Origin of the sequence: Sanguibacter hominis ATCC BAA-789 (assembly GCF_012396185.1) — a bacterium.
In the GTDB taxonomy this organism is placed as follows: domain Bacteria; phylum Actinomycetota; class Actinomycetes; order Actinomycetales; family Cellulomonadaceae; genus Flavimobilis; species Flavimobilis hominis.
The window spans coordinates 283,162-304,194 of record NZ_JAAXOW010000002.1 but is presented as its reverse complement, the minus strand read 5'-3'; the positions used below and the strand labels follow the sequence as shown (position 1 = coordinate 304,194).

At 72.3% G+C, this 21,033-nt stretch carries 18 protein-coding genes and 1 pseudogene; 3 read left to right on the top strand and 16 right to left on the bottom strand.

The features are described 5' to 3' along the window. Positions 1–91 precede the first annotated feature (91 nt). From HF995_RS07945 to HF995_RS07895, 11 genes and pseudogenes are all read right to left on the bottom strand, one after another. Positions 92–772 carry a DUF5701 family protein gene (locus HF995_RS07945; protein WP_168447272.1) on the bottom strand — a complete coding sequence of 227 codons (681 nt, stop codon included), beginning with the start codon at positions 770–772 and terminating at the stop codon, positions 92–94. A gap of 77 nt (positions 773–849) precedes the next feature. Then, positions 850–1,098 (bottom strand): annotated as a pseudogene (locus tag HF995_RS07940) (HipA domain-containing protein); the annotation flags it as partial. A 42-nt stretch (positions 1,099–1,140) separates the two neighbouring features. After that, on the bottom strand, positions 1,141–1,428 hold the full coding sequence (locus tag HF995_RS07935; RefSeq protein ID WP_168447271.1) for a helix-turn-helix domain-containing protein: 288 nt from the start codon (positions 1,426–1,428) through the stop codon (positions 1,141–1,143). A gap of 192 nt (positions 1,429–1,620) precedes the next feature. Continuing rightward, entirely contained in the window at positions 1,621–2,436 is an 816-nt protein-coding gene (locus tag HF995_RS07930) for an ECF transporter S component (RefSeq protein ID WP_168447270.1), read from the bottom strand. After that, the gene (locus HF995_RS07925) at positions 2,433–4,085 is read right to left on the bottom strand and encodes an ABC transporter ATP-binding protein (protein WP_168447269.1); all 1,653 of its coding nucleotides are present in this window, start codon (positions 4,083–4,085) and stop codon (positions 2,433–2,435) included. Before HF995_RS07925 ends, HF995_RS07930 begins: the two co-directional genes overlap by 4 nt. After that, on the bottom strand, positions 4,082–5,170 hold the full coding sequence (locus HF995_RS07920; protein ID WP_168447268.1) for an energy-coupling factor transporter transmembrane component T: 1,089 nt from the start codon (positions 5,168–5,170) through the stop codon (positions 4,082–4,084). Before HF995_RS07920 ends, HF995_RS07925 begins: the two co-directional genes overlap by 4 nt. Next, positions 5,167–5,892 carry a hypothetical protein gene (locus HF995_RS07915; protein ID WP_168447267.1) on the bottom strand — a complete coding sequence of 242 codons (726 nt, stop codon included), beginning with the start codon at positions 5,890–5,892 and terminating at the stop codon, positions 5,167–5,169. Before HF995_RS07915 ends, HF995_RS07920 begins: the two co-directional genes overlap by 4 nt. Next, positions 5,892–6,983, bottom strand: coding sequence for a prenyltransferase/squalene oxidase repeat-containing protein (locus tag HF995_RS07910; protein WP_168447266.1), 1,092 nt, complete (start codon positions 6,981–6,983; stop codon positions 5,892–5,894). Before HF995_RS07910 ends, HF995_RS07915 begins: the two co-directional genes overlap by 1 nt. Before the next feature lie 97 nt (positions 6,984–7,080). Further along, positions 7,081–7,791 carry a lysoplasmalogenase family protein gene (locus tag HF995_RS07905; RefSeq protein WP_168447265.1) on the bottom strand — a complete coding sequence of 237 codons (711 nt, stop codon included), beginning with the start codon at positions 7,789–7,791 and terminating at the stop codon, positions 7,081–7,083. Between the two features lie 78 nt (positions 7,792–7,869). Beyond that, complete coding sequence (locus HF995_RS07900; RefSeq protein ID WP_168447264.1) at positions 7,870–8,859, bottom strand: GNAT family N-acetyltransferase; 990 nt, start codon at positions 8,857–8,859, stop codon at positions 7,870–7,872. 43 nt (positions 8,860–8,902) lie between these two features. Beyond that, the gene (locus HF995_RS07895) at positions 8,903–11,029 is read right to left on the bottom strand and encodes a DNA gyrase/topoisomerase IV subunit B (RefSeq protein ID WP_168447263.1); all 2,127 of its coding nucleotides are present in this window, start codon (positions 11,027–11,029) and stop codon (positions 8,903–8,905) included. A gap of 145 nt (positions 11,030–11,174) precedes the next feature. Here HF995_RS07895 and HF995_RS07890 point away from each other — a divergent pair, with 145 nt between their 5' ends. Then, the gene (locus HF995_RS07890; protein ID WP_286189404.1) at positions 11,175–11,399 is read left to right on the top strand and encodes a DUF7455 domain-containing protein; all 225 of its coding nucleotides are present in this window, start codon (positions 11,175–11,177) and stop codon (positions 11,397–11,399) included. Positions 11,400–11,634: 235 nt separating this feature from the next. Here HF995_RS07890 and HF995_RS07885 read toward each other — a convergent pair whose 3' ends face one another. Together HF995_RS07885 and HF995_RS07880 are read right to left on the bottom strand one after the other, a co-directional pair. Further along, positions 11,635–13,170 (bottom strand): RNA polymerase sigma factor, encoded by a 1,536-nt coding sequence (locus HF995_RS07885; RefSeq protein ID WP_168447262.1) that lies wholly within the window; start codon positions 13,168–13,170, stop codon positions 11,635–11,637. 228 nt (positions 13,171–13,398) lie between these two features. Next, positions 13,399–14,487: a DUF4192 domain-containing protein gene (locus HF995_RS07880; protein WP_168447261.1), complete on the bottom strand. Its 1,089-nt coding sequence runs from the start codon at positions 14,485–14,487 to the stop codon at positions 13,399–13,401. Between the two features lie 144 nt (positions 14,488–14,631). Here HF995_RS07880 and HF995_RS07875 point away from each other — a divergent pair, with 144 nt between their 5' ends. Further along, positions 14,632–15,738 carry a polyprenyl synthetase family protein gene (locus HF995_RS07875; RefSeq protein ID WP_168447260.1) on the top strand — a complete coding sequence of 369 codons (1,107 nt, stop codon included), beginning with the start codon at positions 14,632–14,634 and terminating at the stop codon, positions 15,736–15,738. A 19-nt stretch (positions 15,739–15,757) separates the two neighbouring features. Here the strand turns inward: HF995_RS07875 and HF995_RS07870 are convergent, their stop codons facing one another. Next, complete coding sequence (locus tag HF995_RS07870) at positions 15,758–16,165, bottom strand: Rv2175c family DNA-binding protein (RefSeq protein ID WP_168447259.1); 408 nt, start codon at positions 16,163–16,165, stop codon at positions 15,758–15,760. Between the two features lie 86 nt (positions 16,166–16,251). On the opposite strand from HF995_RS07870, the gene pknB reads away from it, so the two are divergent. Next, complete coding sequence (gene pknB / locus HF995_RS07865) at positions 16,252–18,336, top strand: Stk1 family PASTA domain-containing Ser/Thr kinase (RefSeq protein WP_350308783.1); 2,085 nt, start codon at positions 16,252–16,254, stop codon at positions 18,334–18,336. 109 nt (positions 18,337–18,445) lie between these two features. On the opposite strand, the gene HF995_RS07860 is transcribed toward pknB, so the two are convergent. Together HF995_RS07860 and HF995_RS07855 are read right to left on the bottom strand one after the other, a co-directional pair. After that, positions 18,446–19,795 carry a class II 3-deoxy-7-phosphoheptulonate synthase gene (locus HF995_RS07860; RefSeq protein WP_168447258.1) on the bottom strand — a complete coding sequence of 450 codons (1,350 nt, stop codon included), beginning with the start codon at positions 19,793–19,795 and terminating at the stop codon, positions 18,446–18,448. Then, positions 19,792–21,009 carry a pyrophosphate--fructose-6-phosphate 1-phosphotransferase gene (locus HF995_RS07855; protein ID WP_168447257.1) on the bottom strand — a complete coding sequence of 406 codons (1,218 nt, stop codon included), beginning with the start codon at positions 21,007–21,009 and terminating at the stop codon, positions 19,792–19,794. Before HF995_RS07855 ends, HF995_RS07860 begins: the two co-directional genes overlap by 4 nt. Between the last annotated feature and the right edge of the window lie 24 nt (positions 21,010–21,033).

Sequence of the window (21,033 nt, the reverse complement as noted above, 5' to 3'; positions counted from 1 at the left end):
CTCCAGAGGTCCGGGCGAAGCGACGCAGAGTCGCGTCAGACAGATCGGCCCAATGCCCGACGACGTGAGGTGTCCTCGCCGGTCACGCGCATCACTGCGCCCTCACGCGCCCCGCCGCCGACGCGAACCCGAGCCATGTGTGCCGGTTGCCCCACCAGCACCAGCCGACCTTCGGCGCGCCCTTGCGCGCGCGGCCGTCGCGGCCCGTGCCGGATGAGATCCACAGCGCCGGCGTCCGCGTGTCCAGGTCGCCGTTCGGCTTGGTCTTGCGCGAGCCGATCGTCATGAAGCACGCGTTCGCCTCGATGATCCCTGGCGTCTGCAGCGCCCAGTGGATGCCCTCGGCCAACGTCATCGGTGTGCGGCCCGCCGCGGTCAGGGCGGGCAGCGCCTCCGCAGGCGACCAGTTCCGCATCTCATCACCGCGCGTAGGGCCGACGACGACGTACACGTCAGCGTCCGGAAGCTCCGCGTGCGCCGCGGGACGGAACTCGTCGACGTCGGTCATGTCCTCGACGACGAAACCCTCCCGTACCTCCCCCGCAGCGCCCGCGCGGCCCGGCGCCGGGAGCCGCATGAGGTGCGCGAGCTTCGAGGCGGGAAGGATCCGCTCGTGGAGCACGAGAAGGGACCCTCCTGGGGTGGCGGTCGCCAGGCGCGACACCTCGGCGCGCAGCGCATCCGGGTCAGGGACGAGTTCCAGGGAGATGAGCCGCTCAGCCTGTGCATCGAGCGGCGGGAGAACAACGGTGGGTGAAATGGACACGCTCATGAGACCTCCGGGGACGACGGCGGCTCACGCCAACGCCGTCCGATGCCCGGATATTCCAGACCTGGCTCCGGGACGTCTCAGACCGCCCCCGTCACAGCCTCAAGTCGCGGCTCGGTCGACTCCGCCATTAAACGGATCTCACGCTCTGCGTCATAGTCCCGATGCTCGCCGTCGCTTGAAGCCGTCGCCGTCATCGCGCTGATGTAGCCGACACAGTCGCCCGCCGGCGAGCGATCGAAGCGACGAAGGACAAGGACGCTGCGCTCCCCCACCCGCGTCAGCCGTCGCTCCGGAGTCCTGATCCCTGCGGCCGAGAGGAGGTCGAGCGCCGTCGCCTCCCACCGCGTCCAGCAGAACCTCCACGGTCGTCATCGCGCACGCTTCTTCGTGAGGTTGCCGGCACGCAGGCGGCCGATGTCGCTGCGCAACGGGTCGACGGCGTCGACTGTCGCCTCGAGCACGCCGAGCGCACGGAGCACCTGCGCCACGTTGCGGAAGCTCACCCCTGGGTCCCCCCGCTCGATCTTGCGGAGAGTGTCCCGCGTGATGTCCGCACGCTCGGCGACCTGTTGAGCCGTGAGCCCCAGGACCATGCGCCAGCCTCGGACATGCTCGCCAAACTCTGTCATCTGCCTGTCGATCCGGTACCCAGCCATCACGCCTCCTCCCGCTATGACGACCGTTCTATCCACTACGGTCTCTTATGGCGAGATTCATCGCCATAAGACGCGCCCCTCCGTAGTGGTGGTCGTCTCCGCATGATGTGTCCCGCGCCGGTCGTCGCCGAGCCACGCACCCGACACATCTCTCAGCGCGCGTCACCCCGCTCGACGCTCACCGGCAAGGCGCTAGCGCACACGCCCCAGAGTCGCCAGCACCGGCCGCCCCAGCGCCAGCACCCCCGCCGCCGTCACGACCGCGCGCACCGTGTCGACCGACAGCGTCGACGTCGCGAGCGAGTACGCGAGGAACCGCGGCACGTTCTCCGCGAGGCCCCCGCCCGGCACGTAGGACAGCTGCGTCGCGCCGCCGAGCGCGAACGGCCAGAACCACAGGTTCGTCGCCAGGCCGTACAGGTACGCCGCCACCACCGCGTACGCGGCGAGCGCGACGATCGCGCGCCTGCCCGGCCGCCCGCGCCCACCAGGAAGCACCACCCGCCCCACGAGCCCGGCACCCGCCCCGACCCACGCCGCCGCGAACGCCTGGAACGGCAGCCACGGCCCGACGCCAGCCGTGAGCAGCGCCGACACCAGCATCGCGAGCGCCCCGAGCGTGAACCCGAGGCTCGGCCCCAGCGCCGCGCCGGCGAGCACGAGCAGCATGAACATCGGCTCGACTCCCCCGATGCCCGTCCCCATCAGCCGCAGCGCCGCCGTCAGCGCGGCCAGCACACCGAGCAGGGCGAGCGAACGCGGGTCAGGCCGGTCGCGCGTCACCGCGGCCAGCGCCGCGGCCAAGACGAGCGGCAGCAGCACGACGACGAGCCACGGCGCGCTCTGCCCGTCCGCCCGTGGTAGCGCCGCCCCCACGAGCGGCCACCCCAGCATCGCCGCACCGAGCAAGCTCGTCAGCATCACGAGCCCGCGCGAGACCCACCTCGCGCGGTCGGGTGTCGCGACCGCGCGCTCCACCCCGCCCACGGCAGCCGGAACCGCGCTCACGCCCGTCCCCCGCGCGCGAGCCCGAACCCCCCGGCCGCGTCGAGCGCCGCGTTGTCCGCCACAGCACCCGGGCGATCAACCCGCCGCAGCTCGCCCACCGTCAACGCAGGAAGAGGCCGCACGACCCGCGCCACCTGCGGCGCGCCCGCCCACGACCCGGTCAGCACCTCCCGCGCGGGCCCGTCCGCGATCACCTCGCCTTCGGAGAGCACCACGACGCGGTCGGCAGCCTCGGCCGCGGTCTCGACGTCGTGCGTCGCGAGCACGACCATCGCACCGGCCGCCGCGCGGAACCGCAGCGCCGCGACGAGCGCGTGCCGCGCGGGCGTGTCGAGGCCGCGCGTCGGCTCGTCGAGCAGCAGCACGCCCGCCCCGGCGGCGAGCTGGATCGCGACGACGAGCGCGAGCCGCTCCCCCTCCGACAGGTCGCGCGGGTGCACGTTCGCGGGAATGCCCGGCACGAGCGAGTCCAGCAGGCTCCGCGTCGTCCCCAGAGGCGCCCCGGCGTCGCCGTCCCCGGACGCGCACTCCGCCGCGACGGAGTCGGTGAACAGCAGCGCGCCCACCTCCTGCGGCACGAGCACGACGTGCCGCCGCGCCTCCGCTGCGCCGAGCCGCGCGGGGTCCACGCCGTCGACCTCCAGCCGCCCTCGGTGCGGCAGCGCACCCGCGAGGGCGCGCAGCAGCGTCGACTTCCCCGCGCCGTTGCGCCCCATGAGCACGGTCACCTCGCCCGCGCGCAGCTCCAGGTCGAGCCCGTGCACGACGGCGGCGGTCCCCCGCCGCACCTCGACGCGCCGCGCGCGCACGGACACAGGTCCCGGGTCCACCGGCGCGGCAGGCACCCGCAGCTCGATCCGTCCCGGCTCCGCAAGGAACGCCGCCCGGGCCCCGCGCACGTCGCGCGGCACCTCGTCCCACCCGGCGACGTCGGCAAGCCGCACGAGCGGCGGCGCCTGCGGCGTCCCGCGCAGCACCTCGCGCCCGCCCGCCGTGAGCGTCCCGTCACCCGGCAGGTGCCACACGCGGTCCGCGACGCCGAGCAGCCGTTCGAGCCGGTGCTCAGCGACCACGACCGTCAGCCCGACGTCCCGAGCGAGCCGCCGCAGCGCGCCCACGACGTCGTCGGCCGCGACCGGGTCGAGCGCGGACGTCGGCTCGTCGAGCAGCAGCACCGACGGCTCCGACACGAGCACCGCGCCGAGCGCGACGCGCTGCGCCTGCCCGAGCGACAGCGTGTCGAGGCGCCGGTCGCGCAGTGCCGCGATGCCGAGCAGGTCGAGCGTGTCCTCCACCCGACGTCGCATCGTCGCGGGCGCGACGCCCTGCTGCTCGAGCCCGAACGCGAGCTCCGTCTCGACGTGGGCCGTCACGAACGACACGAGCGGGTCCTGCCCCACGTACCCGGTCACGTCCGCGCGGTCGCGCGCGGGCACGTGCAGCACGTCCCGCCCGCCGACGCGCACGGCGCCCGACGCGCGCGCGTCCGTGCCGTCGCGCAGCCCCGCGAGGGTGCGCAGCAGCGTCGTCTTGCCGACGCCCGTCGGTCCGGCGAGCAGCACGACGTCGCCCTCGGCGACGTCCGTCGTGACGCCGTCGAGCAGCGTGCGGTCGCCGATCGCGACAGTCAGGTCGTCGAGCCGGATCACCGCGCCACCCCCGCGGTCGCCAGGGCCCGCGGGGCCGCGACGCCCTCCGGCAGCACGAGCCCCACGAACGCTGGCACCGCCGCGACGACGACCGCCACGAGCACGCCGCCCGAGAGCGCGAGCCACGCGTCCGGCGTCGGCACGCGCACGGCGACCGACGCCGTCGCGACCACGACAGCCCCGACCGTCCCGCACGCCACGAGCCCGAGGGACACAGGCGTCCACCGTGGCGGCCGGTACAGCGTCGTGCGCCGCCCCTCGGCACCTCCGCGCAGCGCGAGCCACGTCAGCACGCCCGCAAGCAGGGCGAGCGCAGGCGCGGACCACCGCGGCCACGCCGGGTCGAGCACGGCGAGCAGCGCCGCCCCCGCCGCCCCGACGGCCGCGACGGTGAGCGGTGCGGCACCACGCCTCACGGCATCCGTCGTCCCGAACCCGCGCGCCTCCATCCCCGTCGCGATCGCGAACGACCGCTCGACCGCCCCCGAGAGCACAGGCACGACGACGCGCTCGAGCAGGTGCCGATCGCGCGCCCCGCGCCCCGTGAGCGTCACGCCGCGCAGGCGCAGCGCATCACGCGTGTCGAGGACGGACCGCACGAGCGACGGGAAAGTCGACACGGCGATGACAGCGGCGGTCGCGATCGGCCCGAGCGCAGCAGGCGCGTGCCGGAGCAGGCCCGCAGCGTCAGCGATCGTGTGCGCCGCGCCGACGGCGAGGATCAGCACCGCGAGCTGCAGCCCACCCGCAGTCCCGGCGAGGAGCGCTTCTCGCGTCACAGGTCCGAGCAGGGTGAGCGGCCCGACGTCGAATGCCGGCAGATCCACCAGCACCTGCACGCCGGGCGTCGCGAGCACGACGTGCGCGAGCACCCGCACCACCACGACGGCGCCCGCCACAGCGAGGTACACGCCGAAGCCCCGCGCGCCCTCGGGCTGGTGCACGCTCACCGTGAGCAGCACGACCGCGCCGAGCAGCGCGAGCAGCAGCACGTTCGTCGTCGCGGTCGCCGCGACAGCCACGCCCGACGCCCACAGCCACCACGCGCCCGGGTGCACACCCGGGCGCCTGTGCGTGTCCGTCACCGCGCCCTCCGACGACGCAGCGCGAGCATCGTCGCAGCCCCCGCGAGCACGAGCAGCAACGCGCCACCGGCGTACACGGCCACAGTTGACCCAGAACCGTCACCGTCTTCGTCGCCCGCAGGGACGCGACCCTCCCAGCCGTTCGGCAGCTCGAGCCAACGGGCCTTCTCCGGGGACATGAGCGGCGCCAACCCCGAGTCCCGACCGACCGCGTAGACGAGCGCGATCGCGTCCCGAGCGCCCAGCTGGACATCGCTGACTCCCGCCGACGCGTACGACCACTCGTCGGGCTGGGCGTCCCAGTCGGCGATCCACAGGGACCAGTACGCGTTCGCGGGCGGCGTGCGCTGGCACGACTCGGTGCGCGTCGAACCGTCCGGCAGCGTGATGATCTCGTCAGATGCGGGCCGCCCCTCGACGCGGCACACGAACGCGAGCCCCATCGCAGCGGTGCCTTCGAGCTTGACTCCCGCGGCCTGCAGCACGTCGAGGGCGCGCCCGGTCGTCGGCTCGCACTGGACGACGCCGCCGCGCTGCCCGTCAGCGTCCAGGTCGCCATGGTCGACGACGATCGTGACGCCGAGGCATCCCCCGTACGTCTGGCCGTCCGAGGCCGTGCGAGCGGGACCCGACGCCGTCGCGGCCACGTCAGCCGCGCCCGCGGCGGGTGCGAGCCCGAGCGCAAGCACGGCCGTGAGCGCCGCGACGGCGATCCTGCGCATCAGCCCTCAGCCCCCACGAGGTCGAACAGACCCGAGCCGAGCAGCGCGGGCACAGCCTGCGCGGAGGCGCGTGCGTCAGGCGCGGTGCCGTCGAACGTGATGGCGAGGCCGTCGCCGGCCGGGACGTTCTGCGACGCGAGCCAGGCGCGCGCCTCGCCGATCACCGGGTCCGTGGACGCGGCGTCCGTGAGCGCGACGAGCGCGACGCCCGCCGAGTTCGTGTTCGCCGCGGCGGGCTCCCCGGTCACCCAGGCGCGTCCCCCGTCGACCTCCGTCGCTGCAGCGGCGAGCCACGAGGCAGCCGACGTCGTGACGGCCTCGTCGAGGTCCGTCGCCCCCGAGCGGGTGTAGCCCGTGAGCGCGGAGAGCGCGAACGCCGTCGAGTCGACGTCGCCGACGCACTCCTCGGCGTCGAGCACCGCGGGGAACGACCCGTCGTCGCACTGCTGCGACGCGAGGTACGAAGTGGCCCGCGTCAGTCGCTCGGCGCCACCGTCGTTCGCGACGGCGACCGGACGGGCCAGGGCAAGCACGCCCCACGCCTGGCTCACGGTCGACGAGTAGTCGTCGGCGCCCAGGTCCGAGATGCGGCCAGACTCGGTGACGTAGGTCGCGAGACGCTCGTCCAGCACGGTCGCGAGGTCGCTGCCTGCCGCGCCGAGGACGACCGCGCCCTTCGCGGTCGAGCCCGCGTAGCCGGTCGTCGTGCCGTCACCCGCGTAGGCGTCGACGACATCAGCAGTGAACGCCCCGGCGAGCTTCTGCGCGAGCGCGTCGTCACCCGCGGCGAGGGCGGCGACGAGCACGTCGAGCGTGAGGCCCTGGTCGGGGTAGGCCGTGCCGTCGAACTCCGTGACGAACAGCCCGTCCGTCAGCTCGGTCGCCGCGAGCCACGCGAGCGCGGCCTTCGCGACGTCCTCGGGCGCGCCCGGCGCCTGTTGCGTCTCCGTCGCGGAGGGAACCGGGGCGGCGGAGGTGGCCGACGCCGTCGGCTCCTGCGCAGACGAGTCGCCGCACGCGGCGAGCGGCAGGACGAGAGCGGTGGCGAGCAGGACCGCCGCGGTGCGGGCGGTCGGGCGCGAGGTGCGCATGGGTGGCCTTTCGGTGAGGGGTCGTCGAGGCGCGGGCGTTCGCCCGGCGGTGGCGCAGTCCCCCTCTGGGGCCATCGTCCTGCGTCCGACGCCGACTCTAGCGAGCAGCGCGAGCACGCGGCAGAGGTGTCCGCGTACCGGCCCTCCCCGGCTGCGCGTGCTGCGCGACGGCGTGCGCGAGGAGCACCTGCGCCGCGATGTACGTCGACATGATGAGGAAGCCCTCCTGCGGCGGGTCGAACGACGGCGCGAACGCCCGCAGGCCGATCATCGCGTCGGACGCGAGGAACACGACCCCGCCGACGCCCGCGACCGGCCCAGCACCCCACGCGAGGACCGACGTCGTCACGAGCGCTCCCGCGTAGACGAGCAGCGCGGGCAGAAGCGGTCCAGCCTCGCCGGCGCACAGCGCGACGATCATCGCGAGGGCCGCCGCGTACGCGAGCAACGACCACGGGGCGCGCACCGCCGCGCTGCCCTGGCGCAGCGGCCAGAACGCCGACGCGTATACGACCTGCGCGACGAGGAAGAACCCGACCATCGCCAGGAACCCCGCGTCACCGTCGAGGAACCGCGGCGCCGTGTCGCCGAGCCAGGAGAACCCGAGGCCCAGGAGGAAGCGGCGCACGATGCGGGGCCGCGGCGCTCCCGACGTGCGGGCGGCGAGCCAGCCCGCGACGGTGGGCATGAGCATCACCTGCGTGACGTCAGCGAGCCCGTCGCGATCCGTGAGCTGGGCAGCCAGGTGGACGATCGACACGGTCGCGGCGACCGCCGCGGTGGTGCTGACCAGGGTCGTGGCGCGCACGGGTCCTCCTCGTCGTCGAGTGGGCCCACCTTACGTGACGGTCTGTCACCTGCTGAAAAGGGGCGAGCGCGCCGGCCCTCACGCGCCGTCCGACGTCAGCGCGAGGTGCACGCGGCGGTGGTACGCCTCGAAGCCCAGACGTTCGTAGAGCTGGAACGCGCCCGTCGGGTTCGCCGTGTCCACCGAGAGGGTCGCGTACTCGATCCCCTCCGCCGCATACAGCGCCATCGCCCGGGCGAGAAGAAGGCTCGCGACGCCTCGGCCGCGCGCCTCGCGCACCACCCCGAGGATGTCGACGTACGCGCTCGTGAAGCCCTGTGCGGGCCAGTCGTCCGGGAGCTTCTCCGACTTCAAGTAGCCCACGACCGGCGCCCCGGGCGCCTGCGTGTCGCGTGCGACGAGGCTCCACTCCCGCACGAACGCCCACCGCTGCTCGAGCCACCGCTCCGCGCCCTGCGGCTGCGACCCCCAGTGGTCGGCGAACGCGGCGTTGTGCGCGAGCCGCACCTCCTCCTCGACGTCCGCCGTCCACGGCTCAACGACGACGCCGTCTGCCGCCGCGACGTCCGGCAGCGCGACGGACAGGTCGCGGCGCAGCAGCGCGTAGTGCCGCAGCGGCGCGAGCCCGGCACGCTCGTACAGGCGCCGTGCGGCCGCGTCGTCGACGCTGAGGAAGACGCCGATGCGCCAGGGCACCCGGTCGCCGGCCGGGTGCGCGGCGACGAGCGCGTGCGCACGCTCGAGCGCCCACGGCACGAGAGCCCGCCCGATGCCGCGTCCCCGCCACTGCGGGTGCACCCCGCCGAAGACGAGCACGCGACGCTCCGACTCGTCGTCGGGCGGTGCGAGCAGCTCGATCCACGCGCGGGCGACGCCGTCGTCGTCGAGCCCGACGACCGTCTCCTCAGCCAGGTTGCGCCACGGCGCACCGAGCTCGTCCTCCAACTCGGCGAGCGACATCCGGTACGGCAGGTCAGCCGCTTCCTCGATCGCGTTCTCGAGCGCGAGCAGGGTCGTGGCGTCCTGGGGCGTGAGCGCGCGCCAGCGCAGCGACGGGTGCAGGTCCATGAAGCCCACCGTGCCCTGGGAAGGGCCCGCACGTCGAGAGATTTCAGGCGTCGATGCGCGTCCGGTCGAGCCCCTGCGCGCCCGCGACGATGAACTCCTTGCGCGGCGCGACGTCGGACCCCATGAGCAGCTCGAAGACCGTCTCGGCGGCCTGCGCGTGCTCGAGCGTCACGCGACGCAACGTCCGGTGGCGCGGGTCCATGGTCGTCTCCGCGAGCTGGTTCGCGTCCATCTCACCGAGGCCCTTGTAGCGCTGGATGTCGTCCTTGTAGCGCTTGCCGGCCTTGTCGAGCTTCTTGAGCGTCGCCCGCAGCTCGGCCTCCGAGTACGTGTAGATGTACTCGTTCTTCTTGGCTCCCGCGCCGATCACCTCGATGCGGTGCAGCGGCGGCACCGCCGCGAACACGCGGCCGGCCTCCACGAGCGGTCGCATGTACCGGTAGAACAGCGTCAGCAGCAGGGTGCGGATGTGCGCGCCGTCCACGTCGGCGTCCGTCATCATGACGATCTTGCCGTAGCGGGCGCTCTCCAGCTCGAACGACCGCCCCGAGCCCGCGCCGATGACCTGGATGATCGCCGCGCACTCCGCGTTGCGCAGCATGTCGGTGATCGACGCCTTCTGGACGTTGAGGATCTTCCCGCGGATCGGCAGGAGCGCCTGGAAGTCCGAGGACCGCGCGAGCTTGGCCGTGCCGAGCGCGCTGTCACCCTCGACGATGAACAGCTCGGACCGCTCGACGTCGTCGCTGCGGCAGTCCGCGAGCTTCGCCGGCAGCGAGGACGTCTCGAGCGCGTTCTTGCGGCGCGAGATCTCCTTCTGCTTGCGCGCCGAGATGCGCGCGCGCATCTCCGCGACGACCTTGTCGAGCAGGAGCGAAGCCTGCGCCTTGTCGTCCCGCTTGGACGACGTGAGGATCGCGCCGAGCTCCTTCTCGATGACCTTCGCGACGATCTGGCGCACCGGCGCCGTGCCGAGCACCTCCTTCGTCTGGCCCTCGAACTGCGGCTCGGCGAGCCGCACCGTGACGACCGCGGTGAGCCCCGCGAGGATGTCGTCCTTCTCGATGCGCTCGGCCGCGTCCTTCGTCGACACCTTCAGACGGCGCGCGTTCGCCTCGACCTGCTTGCGCACCAGCTTGAGCAGGCCCGCCTCGAACCCGGCGAGGTGAGAGCCGCCCTTGGGCGTCGCGATGATGTTGACGAACGTCTTGACGTTCGTGTCGTACCCGCCGCCCCAGCGCAGCGCGACGTCGACCTCGCACTCGCGCTCGACGTCCTGCGGGTTCATGTGCCCCTTGTCGTCGAGGACCGGGACCGTCTCCGTGAACGTCCCCGAACCCGTCAGGCGCCACGTCTGCGTGACAGGCGCGTCAGGCGCCAGGAAGTCGACGAAGTCGACGGTGCCGCCCGTGTGCAGGAACGTCTCCGTGTGCGGGCCGTCGGCTCCGGGCGTGCCGGGCAGCCCGCGCTCGTCGCGCAGCGTGACCGAGAGCCCGGGGACGAGGAACGTCGTCTGGCGGATGCGCGCGACCAGGTCCTCGTAGGAGAAGACGGCAGTCTTCGGGAAGACCTGCCGGTCCGCCCAGTAGCGCACGCGGGTGCCGGTGCGGCCGCGCGGGACCTTGCCGGAGACCGTGAGCTCGGACTTCGCGACGAACGGCGTGAACTGCGCGTCCGGCGTCGGGCCCGTGCGAGGGTCGTCGAAGACGCCCGGCTCCCCGCGGTGGAACGTCATGCGGTGCGTCTTGCCGCCGCGGTCCACCTCGACGTCGAGCCGCGACGACAGCGCATTGACGACGGACGCGCCGACGCCGTGCAGACCGCCCGACGCCGCGTACGAGCCGCCCCCGAACTTGCCGCCCGCGTGCAGCTTGGTGAAGACGACCTCGACACCGCTCAGCCCCGTCTTGGGCTCGATGTCCACGGGGATGCCGCGGCCATCGTCGGCGACCGTGACCGACGAGTCGGCGTGCAGCGTCACCTCGATGCTCGAGCAGTGGCCTCCGAGGGCCTCGTCGACCGAGTTGTCGATGATCTCCCAGAGGCAGTGCATGAGGCCGCGCGAGTCCGTGGAGCCGATGTACATGCCGGGACGCTTGCGCACCGCCTCGAGCCCCTCGAGGACGGAGAGGTGGCGGGCGCTGTATGACTCGATCGTGGCTGTCGACACGGTTCCCTACTGTAGGCGGTGGTGCGCCGTGCTCCGCGTACCCGCGCCGTCCAGACGCCGAGACGTGAGCGCCGCCATGTACGCCGGTGGCGAATATCGGCCCTTTCCGCCGGGCGGTCGCGCTGCGCTCTGGTTGACTGGACACATGAACATGACGACGACCACCCCTCTCACCGTGGCTGACCGTTGTGACCGGTGCGGCGCTCAGGCCTACGTGCGGGTCACCCTGCCCGTCGGCGAGCTCCTCTTCTGCGCGCACCACTCGCGCGAGCACGCTGCCGCGTACACCGAGATCGCCGTGGAGATCCAGGACGAGACGGACCGTCTCCTCGAAGAGCACGGTGCAGGCGCGGGCGCAGCCCAGCACTGACCCGGCACAGCGCGAGGGCGATGGTCCGCGCGCGGCCCCAGACGAGAAGGACCCCCGCACCGATGGTGCGGGGGTCCTTCTGTCATCCCCGGGACGACGCCGCGGCGTCTCGTCGTGAGGGCCCGCGGCGGCCACGCGTCACGTGCCTGTCGTGGCGACGCTGACCTACCTCCGGAGACGCCGACGGCGCCCGCCGTGGTGGCGGGCGCCGTCGGGACGCTGGTCGAGCGGGGGCTCAGTCGAGGTAGTCGCGCAGCACCTGAGAGCGGCTCGGGTGACGCAGCTTCGACATCGTCTTGGACTCGATCTGACGGATGCGCTCACGGGTGACCCCGTAGACCTTGCCGATCTCGTCGAGCGTCTTGGGCTGCCCGTCGGACAGGCCGAAGCGCATGGACACGACGCCGGCCTCACGCTCGGAGAGCGTGTCGAGCACCTGGTGCAGCTGCTCCTGCAGGAGCGTGAAGCTGACCGCGTCCGCGGGGACGACCGCCTCGGAGTCCTCGATGAGGTCACCGAACTCGGAGTCGCCGTCCTCGCCGAGCGGGGTGTGCAGCGAGATGGGCTCGCGACCGTACTTCTGGACCTCGACGACCTTCTCGGGGGTCATGTCGAGCTCCTTCGCCAGCTCCTCCGGCGTGGGCTCGCGGCCCAGGTCCTGGAGCATCTGGCGCTGGACGCGCGCAAGCTTGTTGATGACCTCGACCATGTGCACCGGGATACGGATGGTGCGGGCCTGGTCGGCCATCGCGCGCGTGATCGCCTGGCGGATCCACCACGTCGCGTATGTCGAGAACTTGTAGCCCTTGGTGTAGTCGAACTTCTCGACAGCGCGGATCAGGCCGAGGTTGCCTTCCTGGATCAGGTCCAGGAAGAGCATGCCGCGACCCGTGTAGCGCTTGGCGAGCGAGACGACGAGGCGCAGGTTGGCCTCGAGGAGGTGGTTCTTCGCACGACGGCCGTCGCCCGCGATCCACTCGAGCTCGCGGCGGTGCTTGGGCTCGATCTCGCCACCCTCGGCGAGCTTCTCCTCGGCGAACAGGCCGGCCTCGATGCGCTTGGCCAGGTCGACCTCCTGCTCCGCGTTGAGGAGCGCGACCTTACCGATCTGCTTGAGGTAGTCCTTGACCGGGTCGGCGGTAGCGCCGGCGGTCACGACCTGCTGGGCAGGCGCGTCGTCGTCGTCCGCGTCGGAGTAGACGAAGCCGGTCGCGCCGTCCTCGGGGGTCTCCTCCTTGGCGGCGGGCTCCTCAGCCTCGGGCTCCTCGTCGGGGGCTGCGACAGCCTCGTCGACAGGGTCGGCCTTCTTGGCGCGCGAGCGCGTCGTCGTCTTCTTGGCAGCCGCGCGCGGCGCCTTGGCGGCGGGCGCCTCCTCGACGTCGGCCTCGAGCACGTCGTCGAGGTCCTCGATCTCGGGCTCGACCTCAGGCTCTGCAGCGACGGTCGCCTTCTTGGCGCGAGTCGTCTTGGCCGCCGTGGTCTTGGCGGCGGTCGTCTTGGTCGCGCGAGCGGTCGTCGACGTCGCGCGCGGCGACGCCGCAGCGGCGACCTTGGCCGGGGCGACCGGCATGGCCACCTCGATGCCGATCATCGCGAGCGCGCGGTAGATCGCCTTGAGCCGCTTCGCGTCCGCGACGCCAGCGGCCTCGCAGGCCTCGCGGAAACTCTCGGCGTCGATGCTGCCAGCACCGGAGCCACGGCGGACAATGTCCTGCAGAGCAGGGTGCTCGAACTCGCGCGGAAGTGCGGGATTCGAAGGTGTGGACGCCACAGAAGACCTTTCGGCATGGAGCACAGGAGCGGGGCAGGCGCGGTATCCCGCTGTGAATCGTGCGGGCGTCGCTACCTACCATTATAGCCCGAGGCACCTGGATCACGAGCCCCGACGGGGCCCGCGGCCCCGGTACGGGGCGCTTTGACGGTCACGTCAACTCCCCCCGCAGCCCCGATATTCCCGCGCCCCCGGCCCTCCGCCGTCCAGGCCGCCCACCGTCGCCCGTCAGATCGGCCTGCTCGCTCGGACCCACCCCGGCGGCATCCCGGCATCGAGCGCCTGGGAGATCAGCAGCGCGAGCCGGTATCCGGGCTCGACCTCGAGCGCACGGTCGATCCAGATGCGCGCCTCCGCGCCGCCTCCTTCCCACCAGGCGATGACTCCGAGGAGCGTGAGCGCGCCGGGCGAGCCGTCACGAGAGTGCGACGCGACGTGCTTGAGAAGCGCGCGCGACGGCTCGCACACCTCAGGTGTCGGCGGGACCCCCACCGTCGGGTCGACGATCGCCGAGATGGCCCACGCGACGCGCTCGTCGTCGAGCGCCGTCCCGTACGACACGTCGGGGAAACCGTCAGCCTCCGGGACGAGCGAGATCAGGGCGGCGTCCCGGACCGTCACGTCCTCGAGCGCGGCCGCGAGGCGGCCCCACGCCGTCGGGCGCCCCGGCGCGGCCGCAGGTCCGCCGTCGCGGCGCTGCTCGCGACGCCACAGCCGGACGGACTCTTCCTCCCAGCCCGCCTCCTCGCGGCGCGCGCGCCACTCACGGGCCGCGCGTTCCGCCGTGCGCCGGGAGGACGCCGGGGCGACGGGCAGCCGCCCGAGCGCGGCCCGGTTCTCCGCGACCGCAGAGCCGAGGTAGACCATCTCCGAACCCACCTGCGAACCCGCGAGATCGTCGATCGGGAACGACTCGACCACGTCGAGGCCCGGGGAGAGATGGTGGTAGCCCGAGGGGGTCACGGCCCACAGACCTTCGACAGGCGCAGCCTCCGTGACAGCGTCAGCCAGCCGCCCGACCGCCGTCGCCGCCGTGCCCTCGAGGCCGACCTCGAGGTCGTCGACGTACAGGACGAGCACGACACCCACGGCGCCGTCCGACGCGAGGTGCGCGGCAAGGTTGCGGGAGAGCTGCTCCCCCATGCCGTCGGTCGCGAGGTCGCCGACGTCGGCGCGGGCCATCATGCCGACGCGCCTGCGCGGCGGGCGCAGGCTCACGAGCACGACCGAGTCGGTCGGGTGGAAGCCGAGCTGGAACGGGATGAGGGCGAGGAGCTCACGGGGCTCGGTCGCACGGATCGTCTTCGGGGTGGTCATGACCTCAGGTGACCTCGCCCCGCCGTCGCAGCGCGCGGCTCCCAGGCCGACCGTGGACCTGGATCCCCCACCGCCTCCGCTGTGGGCAGGCAACTGGCCACGTCGGACGCCTGCCGCAACACGCTCCGCGGCTAGTGTGGGCGCATGAGCACCCTCGCCCTCGTGGACCGCGAAGACGTACGCCCCCGGGTCGACGAGATCGTCGCCGACTACCTGACCTCGGCCCGGTTCGACCACGAGGCGCAGCACGGGCCGGAGACGCTCCCCCTCTACGACGCGATGGGGCGCATGCTCTCCGGGGGCAAGCGCCTGCGCGCCGCGTTCGCCTACTGGGCGTGGCGCGGCCACGGCGGCACGCTCGACTCGTCTGAGCGCGAAGGCGTGCTGCGCATCGGCGCGAGCCTCGAGCTGTTCCAGGCCGCCGCTCTCTTCCACGACGACGTCATGGACAAGTCCGACACCCGCCGCGGCCACCCCACCGCGCACGTCCACTTCGCGCGGGTCCACCGCGCGCAGGGCTGGCCCGGCGACTCGAACCAGTTCGGTCTCTCCGCGGCGGTCCTCCTCGGCGACCTCGCGCTCGTCGCGAGCGACGACCAGCTCGTCGACGCCCTGACGCACCTGCCCGACGACGTCTACCCGGGCGTCCGCGCGATCTACTCCGAGATGCGCACCGAGGTCACGATCGGCCAGTACCTCGACGTCCTCAACCAGGTGAGCCCCTGGACCGAGGACGCCGCCGAGGCCGAGCGCCGCGCCCGCGCCGTCATCCGATCCAAGTCGGCCCGCTACTCCGTCGAGCACCCGCTCACCCTCGGCGCCGCGGCCGCCGGTGCGGACGACGCCCGGCTCGACGCGGTGCGCCGCTTCGGTCTTCCCCTCGGCGAGGCGTTCCAGCTCCGCGACGACGTGCTCGGCGTCTTCGGCGACCCGGCCGTCACAGGGAAGCCCGCCGGCGACGACCTGCGCGAGGGCAAGCGCACCGTCATGCTGGCCCGCGCTCTCGCGGGTGCGACCCCTGCCGAGGAGACCGAGCTGCGCGGCGCCCTCGGCGCCGACGCCCTCAGCGACGCGGACGTCGCCTCGCTGCGCGAGATCTTCGAGCGGACGGGCGCACTGTCCTACGTCGAGCACCTCGTCGCAGAGCTGAGCGACCAGGCCTTCGCGGCGCTCGACGCGCTCGAGCTCGACGCCGAACCGGCATCGATGCTGCGTGCGCTGGGCTACGCGGCGGTCGAGCGTCGCGCCTGACCGGCGCGACGCCTGCCCATCACAGGAGGGCCTGGGCGACCCGTCGCACCTCGGACTTGCGCCCCTGACGCAACGCGTCGATCGGAGCAGCGCCGATCGAGTCCTCGACCGTGAACAGCCAGTCGATGATCCCCTCGTCCGAGAAGCCCAGGTCCGTCAGCACGACGAACGTTCCGGGCAGCGACGCGAGGACGACGTGCTTGACGTCCTCAGCGTTCTCGGGCGCCGGGCCGACGTCCGCCGGGTTCGCCATGTGCGCCGGCACGAAGAACTTCGCGGGCACCTGGAAGATCGACCGCTCCCCCCGCTTCACGCCGACGATCTTGCGCTCGTGCAGCAGGCCGCGCACCTTGCTGAGGTCCGTGTCGAGAAGCTCGGCGACATCAGGGATCGTGAGCCACTCGCCCACCGGGTCAGTTCCGTTCATGCCCCAACCGTAGACGCACGAGGCCTCGACCGACGTGCCGCGTCGCTTCACGGCTTCATCACACCCAGAGCCCTAGACTCGCAGGCGTGGGAGCCACTCTGACCGATCCGCTCGTCGGCAAGCTTGTCGACGGGCGCTACCGCGTCGTGTCCAGGATCGCCCGCGGCGGGATGGCGACGGTCTACCTCGCCACCGACCGCAGGCTCGACCGTGACGTCGCGCTCAAGGTCATGCACCCGCACCTCGCCGACGGCGCGGACGGCGCCGACTTCATCTCGCGCTTCCGCCGTGAGGCCCGCGCCGCGGCTCGGCTCACTCATCCCGGCCTCGTCGCCGTCTTCGACCAGGGGCTCGACGGCGAGACGAGCTACCTGACGATGGAGTTCATCGACGGGACCAACCTGCGCCACACGCTCGTGACCGAGGGGGCGCTCGAGGTGCGGCACGCGTTCTCGATCGTCGAGTCGGTGCTCGACGCGCTCGCGACCGCGCACCGCAGCAACCTCGTGCACCGCGACATCAAGCCCGAGAACGTGCTCATCGCCGAGGACGGGCGAGTCAAGGTCGCGGACTTCGGCCTCGCCCGCGCCGTCACCGAGGTCACGTCGACCGCGACGGGCACCGTGTTCGGCACGGTGGCCTACCTCGCCCCCGAGATCATCCTCACCGGTACGTGCGACGCCCGCACCGACGTCTACGCCGTCGGCATCCTCCTCTTCGAGATGCTCACGGGCAGCCAGCCACACACCGGCGAGACGCCGATCCAGGTCGCGTACAAGCACGTCAACACCGACATCACCGCACCGTCGTCGCTCGTCAGCTGGCTCCCCCAGGAGATCGACGAGCTCGTGTGCGCGCTCGCGGCACGCGCTCCTGAGGACCGCCCGACCGACGCGACGGCCGCCCTCGAGCTCGTGCGCCGCACGCGTGCGAGCCTCGACGCGAGCGACCTCGACCGACGCGCCGAGGTCGCACCGCCGACGACGCCCCCGGCCGTCCCGTCGCCCGCGGAACCTGACGACGAGGACGACGACGCGGCCGAGACCCCCGCGGCGCCGTCCGACAGCTCGGACGAGACGGCGCTCCCGCCCGTGCCCCCGCCGCCCACCCCGGGCGAGCAGCCCGCCGTCGCGACGAGCCCGCACGACGCAGTGACGCAGGCTCTCGCGATCGGAGGCGCGGGTGCGGCGTCAGGCACGACGATCGCGCTACCCATCGGCGTCCCCAGCAACGCCGAGGACGAGGCCGCTGCCCCCGCGAAGGCACGCCAGCGTCGCCGGCACCGCATCCTCGTCGCGCTCCTCACGTTCGTGCTGCTCGCCGCGGTCGCTGGCGGTGTGACCGTCTGGTGGACGGGCTACGGACCTGGCGCCTACACGAACGTCCCGACCGGCCTCGCCGGTCAGGAGCAGCAGGCCGCCATCGACATGCTCACGGGCCTCGATCTCGACCACACCGTCACCGAGCGGTACGACGACGCGATCGCCAAGGGTGCCGTCGTTGAGACGAAGCCTGCCGAGGGCGAGGAGATCAAGCGCGGCGGTGCCGTCGAGCTCGTCGTGTCCCTCGGCGTCGAGACGTTCGTCCTGCCTGACAAGCTCGTGGGCATGTCCCGGGACGAGGCCGCCGCGGCGATCGAGGCGACGGGGCTCACGGTCGGCCCCGACGACCGCGTCTACGACGACAAGATCCCCGCCGGACAGGTCATGAAGGTCTCGCACCAGGGCGGGGAGGCGATCCCGCACTACACGCCCGTCGTGCTCACCGTCTCCGACGGCCCGGCCCCCGTCACCGTCCCTCAGGTCGTCAACTCGACCCGTGAGGACGCGACGACCGTGCTCAAGAACCTCGGCCTCAAGGTCAAGGTCAAGAAGGACTTCTCGGAGACCGTCGCCGAGGGCCGCGTCGTCGCACAGTCGATCGAGCCGTCAGCCCAGGCGAAGCGCACGGACACGATCACGATCACCGTGTCGAAGGGCCGCCCCCTCGTCGAGGTGCCCGACGTCCGCGGCATGGACACCGACGCCGCGCACGCCGAGCTCGAGAAGTACGACCTCGTGCCCGAGGACCAGTTCGCCTGGGGCGGGTTCCTCGGCAAGGTGCGCTTCCAGAGCGTCGACCCCGGCGTCAAGGTGCCCAAGGGCACGACCGTCTCGCTGACGATCTTCTGAGCCGCCTGACGCTCTCCTGAGTGAGCCACAGCGACGGTCGGGCCCAGGTCTGGTCGGAACATGACGAAGGGGCGCCGAGGTTCTCGGCGCCCCTTCGTCGTGCGTTGGCTCAGGCGCGGAGCATCTCCGCGACCTGGAACGCCATCTCGAGGCTCTGCTGGTGGTTGAGCCGCGGGTCGACGAGCGTCTCGTAACGCAGCGCGAGGCCCGCGTCGTCGATCTCCTCGCTGCCGCCGAGCACCTCGGTCACGTCGTCACCGGTGAGCTCGACGTGCAGGCCGCCGGGCACCGTACCGGCGGCGCGGTGGACCTCGAAGAAGCCGCGTACCTCGTCGAGCACGTCGTCGAACCGGCGGGTCTTGTAGCCGCTGTCCGAGGTGATCGTGTTGCCGTGCATCGGGTCGGTCACCCACGTCACGGTCGAGCCGTGGTCGCGTACCGCTGCCACGAGCGGCGGCAGCGCCTCGCGGATGCGGCCCGCACCCATGCGTGTGATGAACGTCAGGCGACCTGGCCTCCCGGCCGGGTTGAGCTTCTCGATGAGCGCGATCGCGTCGTCAGCCGACGTCGTCGGGCCGAGCTTCACGCCTATCGGGTTCGAGACGTGCGAGAGGAACTCGACGTGAGCCCCGTCGATGTCACGCGTCCGCTCCCCTATCCACAGGAAGTGCCCCGACGTGTCGTACGCCTTGCCGCTGCGCGCGTCGACCCGCGTGAGCGCACGCTCGTAGTCGAGCAGGAGCGCCTCGTGGCTCACGAACATCTCGACCGTGCGCAACGCGTCGAAGTCGGCGCCGCACGCGTCCATGAAGCGGATCGCACGATCGATCTCGTCGGCCGTGCGCTCGTAGCGCGCGTACGACGGGTTGCGCATGAAGCCGCGGTTCCACTCGTGCACGCGGCGAAGGTCCGCGGAGCCTCCGGTCGTGAACGCCCGCAGGACGTTCAGCGTCGCGGCGGAGATCTCGTAGCCCTCGACGAGCTTCTGCGGATCCGGGCGGCGCGCCTCGAGGGTGAAGTCATGGCCGTTGACCATGTCGCCGCGGTATGCGGGCAGCGTCACGCCGTCCCGCGTCTCCTCGTCGGAGCTGCGCGGCTTCGCGTACTGGCCAGCCATGCGGCCCATCTTCACGACGGGCGTGCTCGCACCGTGGGTGAGCACGACCGCCATCTGGAGGATCGTGCGGATCTTGTTGCGGATGCGGTCGGCGTGCGCGTCGGCGAACGTCTCGGCGCAGTCCCCGCCCTGCAGGAGGAACGCCTCACCACGGCCAGCGGCCGCGAGACGCGTCGTCAGCAGGTCCGCCTCGGCGGGCACCACGAGGGGCGCCGCCGCCGAGAGGCGAGCAACCGCCTGGCCCAACGCTTCCGCGTCGGGCCAGGTCGGCTGCTGCTTGGCGACGAGCGTGCGGAAGCGGTCGAGCCCGTCGACCGCAGCATCGTGCGCCACGAGCGTCATGACTTCGCAGGCACCGCGCTCTGGCCGATACCGGCGAGAAGGTCCTGGAACCAGGCCTGCGAGACGTCGAACGCCTTGCCACCGGCGATACGCGGGAACTCGATCGCGCGCAGGCGGTCGCCGTTCTCCTCGTCGTGACCGACCACGCCGGACTCGCCGCGCAGGGCAGCCTCGACCGCGAAGTCCGTCATGGACTTGATCAGGCGCAGGTCCTCGGGGTTCGCAGCCGCGGCACGCGAGTAGTAGCCCGACTTCTGGACCATGGTCTTCTCGGCGCCGAGGAGCTCCGCGAACTGCTTCGCGAACCACTGGCCCGGGTTGATCGTGTCGAGCTTGACGTGACCGAACGGGTCACGCTGGACCTCGGCGCCCGAAGCCTCGAGCTGCGCGACGATCTCGTGCATGCCGGCACCCTCGGACAGGAAGATGTTCACGTTGCCGACCTCGTCCATGACGGTGCGCAGGCGCTTCGCCTCGGCCTCGATGTCGAGCGCGAGCTCCGGCACGAAGACCGCGTGGACGTCCCAGCGCTCGCGCGACAGGCCCAGGCTCGGCACCCACTCCTGCTGGTCGAGCCACTTGCGGTACTCCGCAGCCGCGGCGGCGGTCAGCCAGCCGCAGTGACGACCCATGACCTCGTGCACGATCAGCATGCGCGGGCCCGAGCGGTGCTCGCCGATGACGTTGGCCGCGAAGCCCGCAGCCTCCTCGGCAGCGGTCCACGCACCGAGGGACTGACGGATCGGCACGACGTCGTTGTCGATCGTCTTGGGCAGGCCCACGACCGTCAGCTCGTAGCCGTTCTCGTGGAGGTAGGCAGCCAGGTCGGCGGCGGTCGTGTTGGTGTCGTCGCCACCGATCGTGTGCAGGACGTCGACGCCGTCGGCCTTGAGCTGCTCGGCAGCGACCTTGAGCGGGTCCTGGCCCTCCTGGACGAGGCCGCGCTTGACGCAGTCGGCCGCGTTGGTGAGCTTCACGCGGCTGTTGCCGATCGGCGAGCCACCGAACTTGTGCAGGATGCCCGCCTTGGCGCGACCCTCGGCGTCGACGACGATCTTCGTCCCCGTCAGCAAGCCGTGGTAGCCGTGCTGGTAGGCGATGATCTCGACGTCGGGGGCGACCTCGGTGTATCGCTCGATCAGGCCGCCCACGGCGGAGGACAGGCAGGGGGCGAACCCGCCCGCGGTCAGCAGGGCAACGCGGCGTACCGCCATCACATCAACCTCTCATCGTGCCCG